The organism is Streptomyces enissocaesilis (genome assembly GCF_039533765.1).
Taxonomy (GTDB): domain Bacteria; phylum Actinomycetota; class Actinomycetes; order Streptomycetales; family Streptomycetaceae; genus Streptomyces; species Streptomyces enissocaesilis.
Map to the genome: position 1 here is coordinate 49731 of NZ_BAAAUD010000010.1, position 14073 is coordinate 63803.

The following is a 14073-nucleotide window of genomic DNA, read 5'->3' on the forward strand; positions in this document are numbered from 1 at the left end:
TTCAGATCAGGGCGCAGGGGCTGGGGGATGCGGGGTTACGAGCGGACTTCGAGGAGCGGGACGAGCTGCTCGGCGGGCGTCATGGAGCCGTGCATGCCCACCATCGCGGACTCGTGCGGCTCGCGGCGCGAGGCGGTGACCACGACGTCGTCGTGGGCCGCGGCGACGACGTCGCCGATGCGTCCGTAGACGCGCTCGTCGACCGCCGGGCCGAACCAGCCGGCCGCGATCGCCTCGTCCCTGCTCGCCACCCAGAACTGTTCGCCGAGCACCTCGCGCCAGACGGTGAGCACGTCGCTCTCGGCGCCCGGGACGGCGTACACATGCCGGGCCCGGCCCTCGCCGCCCAGCAGGGCGACACCGGCGCCCAGTTCCCAGTCCTCGTCGAAGTCGATGCGCGACTCCTCGTCGAAGGGGATGTCGATCATGCCGTGGTCGGCGGTGACGTACAGCGCCGCGCGGGGCGGCAGCTGTTCGGCGAGGCGCTGGGCGAGCCGGTCGACGTACATCAGCTGGCCGCGCCAGGCGTCGGAGTCCATGCCGAAGCGGTGACCCTTGCCGTCGACCTCGCTGTAGTACGTGTAGACCAGCGAACGGTCGCCCGCCGCCAGTTGCTCGGCGGCGAGGTCCATGCGCTCCTCGCCGGTGAGCTTGCCGCGGAACGTGCCGCCGCTCAGCGCGATCTTGGTGAGCGGGGTGTGCTGGAAGTCCGGGGACGAGACCTGCGCGGTGTGCACGCCCGCGGCGTCGGCGAGCTGGAAGACCGTGGGGTACGGCTGCCAGACGTGCGGGTCGGTCCACGGCTTCCAGCGCAGCTGGTTCATCAGCGCGCCGGTGTCCGGGTCGCGCACGGTGTAACCGGGCAGGCCGTGCGCGCCGGGCGGCAGGCCGGTGCCGACCGAGGCGAGCGAGGTCGCGGTGGTGGCGGGGAAGCCGGCCGTGAGCGGGCGGCCGGTGCCGCCGCGCGAGCTGCCGAGGAGGGAGTGGAGGTACGGGGCCTCGTCCGGGTGGGCCTTGATCTGCTCCCAGCCGAGACCGTCGATCAGGAACACGCAGTTCCGGTCGGCGGGCGTGAGCTCGGGGATCGTGGCGCTCGTCCCGGGTACGTCCATGCCCGCCGCGAGGGTCGGCAGGAGGTCGGCGAGCGAGCCGCTGCCGTACTCGGGGGCGGGAGCGGTGCCCGGGGCGAGCGGAACCGGGTCGGACCAGAGGGGCTGCGCCATCAGCGGTCGGCCGCGGCGGTCGCTTCGGAGAGCGCCTGGGCGAACGCGAGCGTCTGGCGGACGGCGTCCGGTCCGTCGCCGGCCTCGCTGACGCGCAGGCTGAGGTCGTCGGCGGTGGTGCTGCCGGTGTAGCCGTGGTCCGCGTCGCAATTGGGGTCGCCGCAGGCGGCGGGCTCCAGGTCGATGCGGGAGACCGCGCCCCAGCCGATGGTCAGGACGACCTCGCGGGGCAGGGTTCCCGGGACGTACTTCTCCGGGTTGGCGACGACGCGGCTGACCACGACCGACGAGATCCGGTCGAGCTTGACCGACTCGGTGGAGGTGGTGGCGTACGGCGCCGGGGAGGTGGCGTCGGCGGCCTGCTCGTCGGTGTGGCTGACGATGAAGCGGTTGCCGGTCAGGACGAGCACCGTGACGTGGCGGCGGACCTCGTTGGAGTCGAAGGTCGTCTCCTGGTGCACCAGGTATGAGGAGACCGGCTCGCCGCCGACAGCGGCCTCCACCGCTTCGGCCACGAGGGCCGGGTAGTAGCCGCTGCGCTCGATGGCCGCGCGCAGCCCCTTGGTCGTCGTACCGGTCTTCGCCATGCCCTCCATCCTACGGGGCTCCGGGGGGCGCGATGCCGGGCCTGTGGACGGCTCAGTAGCTGGGGAGGCGGCGGGGGCCGAGGTCGTCGCGGGCGGGCGGGGACGCGAGGCGCACGGACGCGCCGAGCACGGACAGGCCGTGCGGGGCGACGACCACGGGTTCCAGGGCGACCCCGACCACCTCGGGGTGGTCGTCGACCAGGCGCGAGACGCGCAGCAGCAGCTCTTCGAGCGCGGCGGTGTCGACGGGGTCCGAGCCGCGCCAGCCGAAGAGGAGCGGGGCGGTGCGGATCGACCTGATGAGTTCGGCGGCGTCCCGGTCGGTGGCCGGCACCAGACGGTGTCCGATGTCACCGAGCAGCTCGGAGGCGGCTCCGGCCAGCCCGAAGGAGAGCACGGCGCCGGCCGCGGCGTCGATGGAGGCCCGTACGACGGTGTCCACGCCCCGGGGGGCCATGGCCTGGACGACGGGCTGGAGCTCCTCGGGCTTGCCGAGCGCCTCGGCCAGCTCGCCGTAGGCCCGGCGCAGTTCCTGCTCGTCACCGAGGTCGAGGCGTACGCCGCCGAGGTCGGGTCGGTGGCGCAGGTGCGGGGCGGTGGTCTTGAGGGCGACGGGGTAGCCGAGCCGCCGGGCCGCCGCGACGGCGGCGTCGGGCCCCGGCGCGGGCAGGGCCGGCCGTACGTCGATGCCGTACCGCGCGAGGAGTTCCCGGGCGGCGTCGTCCCTGAGGGGCATCCCGCCGGGGGCGGCGGCGCCCTCGCTCAGCAGCGCGGCGATCCGGGCGGCGGCCCCGGCCTCGTCGATGTCGTCGTACTCGGGCACCCGCCCGGGCTCGGCGGCCTGCCGCCGCCACTGCGCGTACTTGACGGCCTCGGCGAGTGCGCGCACGGCGCGTTCGGCGGCGGGGTAGGCGGGAATCCGGCGCCCGTCGCCCGCGCCGCCTGCCTCCGGGCGCCCTTCGGGCGTGTCCCCGAACGCCGGACGGGCTCGGCTTTCCCGTGCGGCGGCCCCCGCTCCCCCTCCCGGGCCGTCCGAAGACACCGGCACCGGGACCTGCTCCGGCGCCGGGCGGGCCGTGCTCGTCGCCGCGGCGAGCGCGTCGGCCAGGGCGCCCATTTCCACGTGCACGACCGCCACCGGTTTCGCCGACCCCGTCGCCGCCTCCCGCAGCGCCGCCGCCAGGACCTCCCCGTCACCGGATTCCGTGACGCCGTTCTCGCCGACCCACGGGATCGCCGTGACCACGACCGCGTCGCACGTCCCGTCCGCCAGCGCCCGGGCCAGCGCCGCGCGGAAGTCCGCCGGGGTCGCGGCCGTCGTCAGGTCGAGCGGCGGCAGCGGCCGCAGCCCTTCGGCCAGGCAGGCGTCGTACGTCAGGAGGCCCAGGGACTCGGAATTGCCGAGGATGGCGACGCGCGGCCCGGCCGGCAGCGGCTGCCCGGCGAGCAGCAGCCCCGCGTCGACGAGTTCGGTGACGGTGTCGACGCGGACGACCCCCGCCTGCCGCAGCAGCGCGGAGACCGTCGCGTCGGGGATGCGCGTGGCGGGCACCGCGTGGCCCGGCGGCGTACTGCCGCTGTGGCGCGCGCCCTTGACCACGACGACCGGCTTCGCCGCCGCCGTGCGCCGGGCCAGGCGGGTGAACTTGCGCGGGTTGCCGATGGACTCCAGGTAGAGGAGGACGACGTCGGTGTCGGGGTCCTCGTAGCCGTACTGGAGGAAGTCGTTGCCGGACACGTCCGCCCGGTTGCCGGCCGAGATGAACGAGGACAGCCCGGCGCCCCGCCGGTAGAGCCCCGACAGCAGCGCGATGCCGATCGCTCCGGACTGGGTGAACAGGCCGATGCGGCCGCGCGCGGGCGGCTCCGGCGCGAGGGAGGCGTTGAGGCGTACCGCATCGGAGGTGTTGATGATCCCGAAGGCGTTGGGCCCGATGATGCGCATGCCGTACGAGCGGGCCTGGCGCACCAGCTCGCGCTGGCGCGCCCGGCCCGCGGCCCCGCTCTCGGCGTATCCGGCGGAGAGGACGACCAGCCCCTGTACGCCGCTCTCGCCGCAGTCCGCGACCACCTCCGGCACCCGTTCGGCCGGTACGGCGACGACGGCGAGGTCGACGGCCTCACCGATCCCGGCGACGGAGCGGTGCGCGGGGACGCCGTCCAGCTCGGTGAGGCCCTCGGGGAAGGCCCGGTTCACGGCGAACGTACGGCCCGTGTATCCGGCGGCGAGCAGATTGCGCAGGACGGCGCGCCCCACCCCGCCCGGGGCGCGCCCGGTCCCGACGACCGCGACGGAGCCGGGGGCGAGGAGGCGCTGCACGGAGCGGGACTCCGCGCGGTGCTCGCGGGCGCGCTGGACGGCGACGGAGCGGTCGGTCGGTTCCAGGCCGAATTCGAGGTGGACGACGCCGTCCTCGAAGCTGCGCTCCTGGGTGTAGCCGGCGTCCGTGAAGACCTTGATCATTTTGGAGTTGGCGGGCAGCACCTCCGCCACGAAGCGCCGGATGCCGCGCTCGCGCGCGACCGCGCCGATGTGTTCGAGGAGGGCGGAGGCGACCCCGCGCCCCTGGTGGGCGTCCTGGACCAGGAAGGCGACTTCGGCCAGGTCGGCGTCGGGGCCGGACGAGGGGCGCCCCTGCGCGTTGATGCGGTCGTACCGGACGGTGGCGATGAACTCGCCGCCCACCGTCGCCGCGAGACCCACCCTGTCCACGTAGTCGTGGTGGGTGAAGCGGCGGACGTCCTTGTCGGAGAGGCGCGGGTACGGCGCGAAGAAGCGGTAGTACTTCGACTCGTCCGACACCTGCTCGTAGAAGCTGACCAGGCGCTGCGCGTCGTCGGGAGCGATGGGGCGGATCCGCGCCGTACCTCCGTCGCGCAGCACCACGTCGGCTTCCCAGTGGGCCGGGTACGCGTGGTGCCCGTTGCGGTCCGGCGGGGTCTGCTCCATCGGAGGCTGCATGAAGGAAGCCTACGGCTCGCGGGTCCGCCGGGGGCGAGACAGGCCGGGGCCGCCGCGCGCGGCCGGCCCGGGGTCGCGGGCACGGCTTCCCCGAGCGCCATGAGAGACTGGTCTAGACAACCGTTAGAACATGAAGGGCAACACCATGGTTGAGCGCCGTGTCACCGTCGGCTGGGCCGAGGGCCTGCACGCCCGGCCCGCCTCCATCTTCGTTCGCGCAGCGACCGCCTCGGGTGTTCCCGTGACGATCGCCAAGGCCGACGGCAAGCCGGTCAACGCGGCCTCCATGCTCGCGGTGCTCGGCCTGGGCGCGCAGGGCGGCGAGGAGATCGTGCTCGCTTCCGAGGCCGACGGTTCCGACGCCGCCCTCGACCGCCTGGCGAAGCTGGTCTCCGAGGGCCTCGACGAGCTTCCCGAGACCGTCTGACCACTCGGACGGGCTCATTCTCACGAAGGAGCCGTGACATCCCGGATTCGGGACGTCACGGCTCCTTCGCTTTTGCGCGGAAACAGCGGAGACAGCGGAGGTATACGTCAGGAATTCCGGGCAGCAGAAAAAGCCCCCGCCGATTCGCTTTCTTTGTATACGGCGCATCTGTTAATTGCGGCCGCCCCCGGTGTGTACGGCATGTTGCGAAGTCCTCACGCGTTCCGGCCGCGGGCCGGGGCGCCGCAGCCGGTGCGCGGCCACCGCCCGTTCGGCGTGCAGGGCCGTCAGCGCCCGGGCCCGCTGCGCGTCGCCGCGTGCCACGGCGTCCACGATCGCGCCGTGTTCGGCCCAGGACTCGACGGGGCGGGCGGGCTGCTCGACGGCGTACATCCAGGTGATCTTGTGCCTGAGCTGGGTGAGCAGGGCCGTGAGGCCGGGGCTGCCGGACGCCTGGGCGAGCGTCTCGTGGAACCAGCCGCCCAGGGGGCTCAGATCCTCGCCCTCGCCCCGGCGGGCCCGCTCCTGACCGAGCCTGACCAGGCCGCGCAACACCTTGAGGTGCGCCTCGGTGCGCCGCTGGGCGGCGCGGGCCGCCCCCAGCGGCTCCAGCAGCGTTCTGACCTCCAGGAGGTCGGCGGCCTCCTGCGCGGTGGGTTCGGCCACGCAGGCGCCCGCGTGCCGGCGGGTGGTGACGAACCCCTCGGACTCCAGCGTGCGCAGGGCCTCGCGCACCGGGACGCGCGAGACGCCGTAACGGCGCGCCAGCAGCTCTTCGGTGAGCCGACTGCCCCGCTCGAAGACGCCGGAGACGATGTCGTCACGGATCGCCGTGCATACCGATTGCGCGGGAATGCGCATGAGCGGACCTCCGCCTTGATCCTCGCGAAACGCGGTCGAATGACGCCTGTTCGGCGACTCTATTGCAGCGGCGCGCAATTTCCGACGGGCGGCAGGAATTCATGGATATCTTTTGGCCAACGCCGAAGGCCCCGGCGGGAAGCCGGGGCCTTCGGGAAAACCGGGGTGCGTCAGACGTTCACACCGTGCGCGCGCAGGTACGCGACCGGGTCCATGTCGGAGCCGTACTCGGAAGACGTACGGGCCTCGAAGTGCAGGTGCGGGCCCGTCGAGTTTCCGGTCGAACCCGAGAGACCTATCTGGAGGCCCGGGGTGACGGCCTGGCCGACGGAGACGCCGATGGACGACAGGTGGCCGTACTGCGTGTACGTGCCGTCGTTCATCCTGATGACGATGCTGTTGCCGTACGCCCCGCCCCAGCCGGCCTCGACGACGGTGCCCGCCCCGACGGCCACGACGGAACTGCCGGACGCGGCCCGGAAGTCGACGCCGGAGTGGCTGCCGGAGGACCAGAGCGAGCCGCCGCTCCGGTAGCCGGTGGTCACGACGGAACCGGCGACCGGAAGGGTGTAGGCGGTGAGGCGCTCGCGTTCCGCCGCACGGGCGGCGCGCTCCTCGGCCTCGCGCTCCGCCCGCTCCTCGCGCTCCTTCTCGGCCCTGGCCTCCGCCTTGCGCCTGGCCTCCGCCTTGCGCGCCGCCTCGGCCCTGCGCTCGGCCTCCGCCCGGTCGGCGGCGTGCCGCTGCGCCTCGGCCTGGGCGGCGACCTGGTCGGCGAGGGAGTCGCCGACGACGAGGGCCTGGGTCAGGCCGGTCGCCTCGACGGAGTGGGCCGCGTCGGCGCTGGTACCGGCGGCGAGGGCCGGAGAGGCCAGGCTCCCGACGGCGCCGGTCGTCGCGAGGGTGGCAACGCCCGCCAGGCTCGCGCTCCTGCGCGTCAGACGGCCCGGACGGCTCGGACGACGGTGCTTCCCGGTGGCACGGGTGAACGCCATGAAGTGGCTGGTCCTTTCCTTCCTTCTCGCCTACCGGGTTAGCTGACGGGTTCGGAGCAGGAAGGTCTCCTACGGACCCCTTCCGTACGTACGGAAGGACGTCCGATTCACCCCAGGGACTGGGCTCCTCCAGCCGCGAAGGCGGCAGGAGGGTGGGTCCCCGGCTCCCCAGGCTCGCGCCTGACGGGGACTCGGCGATGGCTGCCCGGTGCCACGGATGCGGCTCACTGCTGACGGACAGCCGGACCGACGCTAAGCGGGACATCTTTCAATCACCAAAAAGTCTCCGCGCTTTGTAACGCACCCCACAGGCCAGAAAGGCAACCTCCATAACAAAACGGACATACGCCAAGGACCCCGGCGGCCTGTCGGCCACCGGGGTCCCTCTGCCTCCCGTGGTGAGGGAGTTGCGCGATCGGCTCGCCTCGAACGGACGGACCGTCAGCCGGCGACCACCGTCACGTCACCGATGCCGAGCGCCCTGACGGGCTCCTCGATCTGCGAGGCGTCCCCGACGAGGACCGTGACCAGACGGTCCTCGGGGAAGGCGCTGACGACCGCCGCGGTGGCCTCCACCGTGCCCGTCTCGACGAGGCGGGCGTACAGCTGGGCCTGGAAGTCGTCCGGCAGGTGCTGCTCGACCTGGTCGGCGAGGGTTCCGGCGACGGCGGCCGCCGTCTCGTACTTGAGCGGTGCCACACCCACCAGGTTCTGCACGGCGACGTCGCGCTCGGCGTCGGTGAGGCCCTCGGCCGCGAGGGTGCGCAGCACCTTCCACAGGTCTTCGAGCGCCGGGCCCGTGGACTCCGTGTCCACCGAGCCGCTGATCGCCAGCATCGACGCACCCGATCCGTCGGGAGCGGAGCGCAGCACCTGGCCGAAGGCGCGCACGCCGTACGTGTAGCCCTTCTCCTCGCGCAGGACGCGGTCCAGACGGGAGGTGAGCGTGCCGCCCAGGCAGTACGTACCGAGGACCTGGGCCGGCCAGACCCGGTCGTGCCGGTCGGGGCCGATCCGGCCGATGAGAAGCTGCGTCTGGACCGCGCCGGGACGGTCCACGATGACCACACGGCCCGTGTCGTCGGCCGTCACCGGCGGTACGGGGCGGGGCTCGGCGGTGTCGCCCTTCCACGCCCCCAGGGTGTCGGCCAGCACGGCGTCCAGGTCGGTGCCGTCGAGGTCGCCGACGATCACGGCGGTGGCGGTCGCGGGACGCACGTGCGCCGCGTAGAAGCCCCTCACGGCGGCGGAGTCGATGCGCTTGACCGTCTCCTCGGAGCCCTGGCGCGGACGCGACATGCGCGAGGTCGCCGGGAACAGCTCCTTGGAGAGCTGCTTGGCGGCGCGGCGGGACGGGTTGGCCGTCTCGTGCGGGATCTCGTCGAGCCGGTTGGCCACCAGCCGCTCGATCTCGCCGTCCGCGAAGGCGGGCGCGCGCAGCGCGTCGGCGAGCAGGCCGAGCGCCTTGGGCAGCCGGGAGACCGGGACCTCCAGGGAGACCCGGACGCCCGGGTGGTCGGCGTACGCGTCGAGCGTGGCGCCGCAGCGCTCCAGCTCGGCGGCGAACTCCTCGGCGGAATGCTTGTCGGTGCCCTCGGAGAGGGCCCGCGACATGATCGTGGCCACGCCGTCGAGGCCCTCGGGCTCAGCCTCCAGGGGGGCGGCGAGGAAGACCTCGACGGCCATGACCTGCTGGCCGGGGCGGTGGCAGCGCAGGACGGTCAGGCCGTTGGGCAGGGAGCCGCGCTCGGGGGCGGGGAACGCCCACGGCGTGGGGGTGCCGGCCTGCGGCTGGGGGTGGAATTCCATGCTCACGGCTGCGGTGTCGGTCACTTGTCCGCCCCTTCCTGCGTACCGGCCGCACCGGCGGCGTCTGCGGTGTCGTCGGCTGCGGCTGCGTCCGCCGCGGGTGTCGGCTCGTACACCAGGACCGCGCGGTTGTCCGGGCGCAGGCGGGCCTTGGCGGCCGCCTGGACCTCCTCCGCCGTGATCTCCAGGACGCGCTGGACGGCGGTCAGCGCGAGCTGGGGGTCGCCGAACAGGACGGCGTACCGGCAGAGTTCGTCGGCGCGGCCCGCGACCGTACCGAGCCGGTCGAGCCACTCGCGCTCCAGCTGGGCCTGCGCGCGCTCCATCTCCTCGGGCGTGGGGCCCTCGGCGGCGAAGCGGGCCAGCTCCTCGTCGACCGCGCGCTCGATGTCGGGCACCTCGACGCCGGCCGACGTCTTGACGTCCAGCCAGCCCAGCGAGGGGGCGCCGGCGAGGCGCAGCAGCCCGAAACCGGCCGCGACGGCCGTCCGGTCGCGGCGGACCAGCCGGTTGTGCAGCCGGGAGGACTCGCCGCCGCCGAGGACGGTGAGGGCCAGGTCGGCGGCGTCGGCCTCGCGGGTGCCGTCGTGCGGCAGCCGGTAGGCGGCCATCAGCGCGCGGGCCGGGACCTCTTCGTGGATCTCCTCGCGGAGCTCCTCGCCGATGATGTCGGGCAGCGTCCCGTCGCGCGGCGGCTGCTTGCCGTCGTGGGACGGGATGGAGCCGAAGTACTTCTCGATCCAGGCGAGCGTCTGCTCCGGGTCGATGTCGCCGACGACCGAGAGCACCGCGTTGTTGGGCGCGTAGTACGTACGGAAGAAGGCGCGCGCGTCCTCGAGGGTCGCGGCGTCCAGGTCGGCCATCGAACCGATCGGCGTGTGGTGGTACGGGTGGCCCTCCGGGTAGGAGAGGGCGGTCAGTTTCTCGAACGCGGTGCCGTACGGGACGTTGTCGTACCGCTGGCGGCGCTCGTTCTTGACGACGTCGCGCTGGTTCTCCATGGACTCCTCGTCGAGCGCGGAGAGCAGCGAGCCCATCCGGTCGGCTTCCAGCCACAGAGCCAGCTCCACCTGGTGGGCGGGCATCGTCTCGAAGTAGTTGGTGCGCTCGAAACTGGTCGTGCCGTTGAGCGAACCGCCCGCACCCTGCACCAGCTCGAAGTGGCCGTTGCCCTTGACCTGTGCCGAGCCCTGGAACATCAGGTGCTCGAAAAGGTGAGCAAGACCGGTACGGCCCTTGACCTCGTGGCGCGAGCCCACGTCGTACCAGAGGCAGACCGCGGCGACCGGGGTCAGGTGGTCCTCGGAGAGCACCACGCGCAGGCCATTGGCCAGCCGGTGCTCGGTCGCTGTCAGGCCGCCGGAACCGGCCTGCGCTGTGGCCGTGTGACCCATGGGCATGTACGTCCCTTCGATCGCGATACGGAGAAGTCCTGCCACTGTATGCAAGCGCAGTGACGCCTGGCGAAGTTCCCGGCCGGTGTACGCCCTCAGGGAACGGCCCGAGCAGGCGCTACGGACGGGTCGGGGTCGGCGTTGTCAGTGGACCGGTCCACAATGGTCGGCATCAGACCCAAGAATCCACCCCGACAGAACCGCGAAGGAGCCGCAGCCGCGATGGCCCGCCGCAGCACGAAGACCCCGCCGCCGGACGATGCGTTCGAGGAGAAGATCCTCGATGTCGACGTCGTCGACGAAATGCAGGGCTCCTTCCTCGAGTACGCGTACTCGGTGATCTACTCGCGAGCGCTGCCCGACGCCCGCGACGGCATGAAGCCGGTGCACCGACGCATCGTCTACCAGATGAACGAGATGGGGCTGCGGCCCGACCGCGGCTACGTGAAGTGCGCCCGCGTCGTCGGCGAGGTGATGGGCAAGCTGCACCCGCACGGCGACGCTTCGATCTACGACGCGCTCGTGCGGATGGCCCAGCCCTTCTCCATGCGCCTGCCCCTGGTCGACGGGCACGGCAACTTCGGCTCCCTCGGCAACGACGACCCGCCGGCCGCCATGCGGTACACCGAGTGCCGGATGGCCGACGCCACGTCGCTGATGACGGAGTCCATCGACGAGGACACGGTCGACTTCAACCCGAACTACGACGGGCAGGAGCGGGAGCCGGTCGCGCTTCCCGCGGCGTATCCGAACCTGCTGGTCAACGGCGCCTCCGGAATCGCCGTCGGCATGGCGACGAACATGCCGCCGCACAACCTGGGCGAGGTCGTCGCCGCCGCCCGGCACCTGATCAGGCACCCCGGCGCGGATCTCGAGACGCTGATGCGTTTCGTGCCCGGGCCCGACCTGCCGACCGGCGGCCGCATCGTCGGCCTCGGCGGCATCAAGGACGCGTACGAGAAGGGGCGCGGCACCTTCAGGATCCGCGCGACGGCCACCGTGGAGAACGTGACGGCGCGCCGCAAGGGCCTGGTCGTCACCGAACTGCCGTTCACGGTCGGCCCGGAGAAGGTGATCGCCAAGATCAAGGACCTGGTCTCGTCGAAGAAGCTCCAGGGCATCGCGGACGTCAAGGACCTCACGGACCGCATGCACGGTCTGCGTCTGGTCATCGAGATCAAGAACGGCTTCGTCCCCGAGGCCGTCCTGGAGCAGCTCTACAAGCTGACGCCGATGGAGGAGACCTTCGGCATCAACAACGTGGCGCTGGTGGACGGCCAGCCGCTGACGCTGGGGCTCAAGGAGCTGCTGGAGGTCTATCTCGACCACCGTTTCGAGGTCGTGCGCCGCCGCAGCGAGTTCCGCCGCACCAAGCGGCGCGACCGGCTGCACCTGGTCGAGGGCCTGCTCGTCGCGCTGCTCGACATCGACGAGGTCATCCGCCTCATCCGCTCCAGCGACAACTCGGGGCAGGCGAAGGAGCGGCTGATCGAGCGCTTCTCGCTGAGCGAGATCCAGACGCAGTACATCCTGGACACGCCGCTGCGCCGGCTCACCAGGTTCGACCGGATCGAGCTGGAGAGCGAGCGCGACCGGCTGAACGGCGAGATCGACGAGCTGACCGGGATCCTGGAGTCGGACGCGGAGCTGCGCAAGCTGGTCTCGGCGGAACTGGCGGCGGTGGCGAAGAAGTTCGGCACCGACCGGCGCACCGTGCTGCTGGAGTCCGGGAGTTCGCCGGTCGCCGCGGTGCCGCTGGAGGTCGCGGACGACCCCTGCCGCGTCCTCCTGTCCTCGACCGGGCTGCTGGCCCGTACGGCCAGTGGTGAGCCTCTCGCCCTGGACGACGCCCGGCGCGCCAAGCACGACGTGATCGTCTCCGCGGTGCCCGCGACGGCGCGCGGTGACGTGGGCGCGGTGACCTCGGCCGGGCGGCTGCTGCGGCTGTCGGTGATCGACCTGCCCCAGCTGCCGGACACGGCGTCCGCGCCGAACCTCTCGGGCGGGGCGCCGGTCGCGGAGTTCCTGTCCCTGGAGCCGGACGAGTCGCTGATCTGCCTCACCACGCTCGACGAGTCCTCGCCGGGGCTCGCGCTCGGCACCGAGCAGGGCGTGGTGAAGCGGGTCGCCCCGGACTACCCCGCGAACAAGGACGAGCTGGAGGTCATCACCCTCAAGCAGGGCGACCGGATCGTCGGCGGGGCCGAGCTGCGCACCGGCGAGGAGGACCTGGTCTTCATCACGGACGACGCCCAGCTGCTGCGCTACCCGGCGGGGCAGGTACGGCCGCAGGGCCGTGCCGCGGGCGGTATGGCGGGCATCAAGCTCGCCGACGGCGCCAAGGTGATCTCCTTCACCGCGGTGGACCCGGCGGCGGACGGCGTGGTCTTCACGGTGGCAGGCGCGGCCGGCACGCTGCTCGGCGACTCCGAGACGTCGGCGAAGCTGACGCCGTTCGACCAGTACCCGCGCAAGGGCCGGGCCACCGGCGGCGTGCGCTGCCAGCGGTTCCTCAAGGGCGAGGACACGCTGGTCCTGGCCTGGGCGGGCGCGGCTCCGGCGCGCGCGGCGGCGAAGAACGGCACACCGGTGGAGCTGCCCGGGCAGGACCCGCGCCGCGACGGTTCGGGCACACCGCTGACGACGGCGGTGGCGGCTCTGGCAGGCCCGGTCTAGCTCCTGGCCGCCGGGTCTCCTGGCCCGGGACCCGGCTCCGCCGGTCAGCCCTCGCCCTGTACGTACCGCAGGACGCCCCACATGCCGTGCTCGTCGGCATCGGCGGGGGCGTCCCGCGGGCCCTCCGCCCGGCAAAACGCCAGTTCCCTGCCCAGCGCCCCGGCGTCCGTCCCGGATCCGATGAGGACCAGCTGGGTGAGTCTCGGTTCCTCGCGTCCCCAGGGCTCGGGGTAGAAGCGCAGGAACCGGCCGACGGCATGCACCGCGTACCGGTTGCGGGCGTCGGCCGCACCGAAGTCGACGTACCCCTTGATCCGGTAGAGCCCCTCCGGCCTGCTGTCGAGGAACTCCATGAGCCGGCGCGGGTCCATGGGCACGTCGGAGGTGAAGGAGACGCTCTCGTACGCGGCGTGCAGATGATCGTCGTGGCGGCCCCCGGGGTCCTCGCTCCGCAGGTCGTCGAACGACAGCTGCCGCGCCTTCTCCTCGGCGTCCGGCCGTGCCGCCGGGTCGAAGAGCAGCTGCGGATCGATCCGCCCGTACGACGCGCGGACCACGGCGGCGGAGCCGCTGAGAGCCCGGACGGTGTCGAGGACGCTCGCGAGCCGCTCCTCCCCCACCCGGTCCGTCTTGTTCAGGACGACGAGGTCGGCGAGGGCGAGATGGCGGTCGACCTCGGGATGGCGCTCCCGGGTCGCGTCGAACTCGGCGGCGTCGACGACCTCGGCGAGCCCTCCGTACACGATCCGCTCGTTCTCGCTGGCCAGGACCATCCGGACGAGCTCCTGCGGCTCGGCGAGACCGCTCGCCTCGATGACGATCACATCGAGACGGGCGGCGGGGCGGGTCAGCCTCTCCAGGTACACGTCGAGCTCACTGGCGTCGACGGCGCAGCACAGACAGCCGTTGCCGAGCGAGACGGTGGAGTCCCCGAGCTGCCCGGCGACCGCCATGGCGTCGATCTCGATGGCCCCGAAGTCATTGACGATCGCACCGATCCTGGTGCCTCTGCTCCGCCTCAGCAGATGGTTGAGCAAGGTGGTCTTGCCGGATCCCAGGAAGCCCGTGAGGACGATGACCGGGATCTGCTTCTTGCTCACCGGGGGGCCTTTCTCGTAGCGCGGGAAGCGGCGGCACCAGGA

Annotated in this window: 10 protein-coding genes and 1 riboswitch; of the genes, 2 read left to right on the forward strand and 8 right to left on the reverse strand. The window is 72.6% G+C overall.

Annotated features, from left to right (window positions below):
* Positions 1 to 35 precede the first annotated feature (35 nt).
* From ABD374_RS03550 to ABD374_RS03560, 3 genes are read right to left on the reverse strand one after another with little or no spacing between them, the layout of a single operon-like run.
* Positions 36 to 1223: an alkaline phosphatase family protein gene (locus ABD374_RS03550; RefSeq protein WP_344490429.1), complete on the reverse strand. Its 1188-nt coding sequence runs from the start codon at positions 1221 to 1223 to the stop codon at positions 36 to 38.
* Entirely contained in the window at positions 1223 to 1810 is a 588-nt protein-coding gene (locus ABD374_RS03555) for a DUF5998 family protein (protein WP_093803257.1), read from the reverse strand. The genes ABD374_RS03550 and ABD374_RS03555 overlap by 1 nt, the downstream gene beginning before the upstream one ends.
* A 52-nt stretch (positions 1811 to 1862) precedes the next feature.
* Positions 1863 to 4772, reverse strand: coding sequence for a bifunctional acetate--CoA ligase family protein/GNAT family N-acetyltransferase (locus ABD374_RS03560; RefSeq protein ID WP_344490432.1), 2910 nt, complete (start codon positions 4770 to 4772; stop codon positions 1863 to 1865).
* A gap of 145 nt (positions 4773 to 4917) precedes the next feature.
* Here ABD374_RS03560 and ABD374_RS03565 point away from each other — a divergent pair, with 145 nt between their 5' ends.
* Positions 4918 to 5199: an HPr family phosphocarrier protein gene (locus ABD374_RS03565; protein ID WP_093803258.1), complete on the forward strand. Its 282-nt coding sequence runs from the start codon at positions 4918 to 4920 to the stop codon at positions 5197 to 5199.
* Positions 5200 to 5370: 171 nt separating this feature from the next.
* Here the strand turns inward: ABD374_RS03565 and ABD374_RS03570 are convergent, their stop codons facing one another.
* The 4 genes from ABD374_RS03570 to ABD374_RS03585 all read right to left on the reverse strand — a co-directional run bounded on the left by ABD374_RS03570 (position 5371) and on the right by ABD374_RS03585 (position 10261).
* The gene (locus ABD374_RS03570) at positions 5371 to 6060 is read right to left on the reverse strand and encodes a GntR family transcriptional regulator (RefSeq protein WP_344490435.1); all 690 of its coding nucleotides are present in this window, start codon (positions 6058 to 6060) and stop codon (positions 5371 to 5373) included.
* Positions 6061 to 6230: 170 nt separating this feature from the next.
* Entirely contained in the window at positions 6231 to 7052 is an 822-nt protein-coding gene (locus ABD374_RS03575; RefSeq protein ID WP_344490438.1) for a M23 family metallopeptidase, read from the reverse strand.
* Positions 7053 to 7065: 13 nt separating this feature from the next.
* Positions 7066 to 7259, reverse strand: a riboswitch (cyclic di-AMP (ydaO/yuaA leader).
* 234 nt (positions 7260 to 7493) lie between these two features.
* Positions 7494 to 8861, reverse strand: coding sequence for a M16 family metallopeptidase (locus tag ABD374_RS03580; protein ID WP_344490671.1), 1368 nt, complete (start codon positions 8859 to 8861; stop codon positions 7494 to 7496).
* Between the two features lie 20 nt (positions 8862 to 8881).
* Complete coding sequence (locus ABD374_RS03585; RefSeq protein WP_344490674.1) at positions 8882 to 10261, reverse strand: M16 family metallopeptidase; 1380 nt, start codon at positions 10259 to 10261, stop codon at positions 8882 to 8884.
* Between the two features lie 216 nt (positions 10262 to 10477).
* On the opposite strand from ABD374_RS03585, the gene ABD374_RS03590 reads away from it, so the two are divergent.
* Positions 10478 to 12931 carry a DNA gyrase/topoisomerase IV subunit A gene (locus ABD374_RS03590; RefSeq protein ID WP_344490441.1) on the forward strand — a complete coding sequence of 818 codons (2454 nt, stop codon included), beginning with the start codon at positions 10478 to 10480 and terminating at the stop codon, positions 12929 to 12931.
* Positions 12932 to 12975: 44 nt separating this feature from the next.
* Here the strand turns inward: ABD374_RS03590 and ABD374_RS03595 are convergent, their stop codons facing one another.
* Complete coding sequence (locus ABD374_RS03595; RefSeq protein WP_344490444.1) at positions 12976 to 14031, reverse strand: CobW family GTP-binding protein; 1056 nt, start codon at positions 14029 to 14031, stop codon at positions 12976 to 12978.
* Between the last annotated feature and the right edge of the window lie 42 nt (positions 14032 to 14073).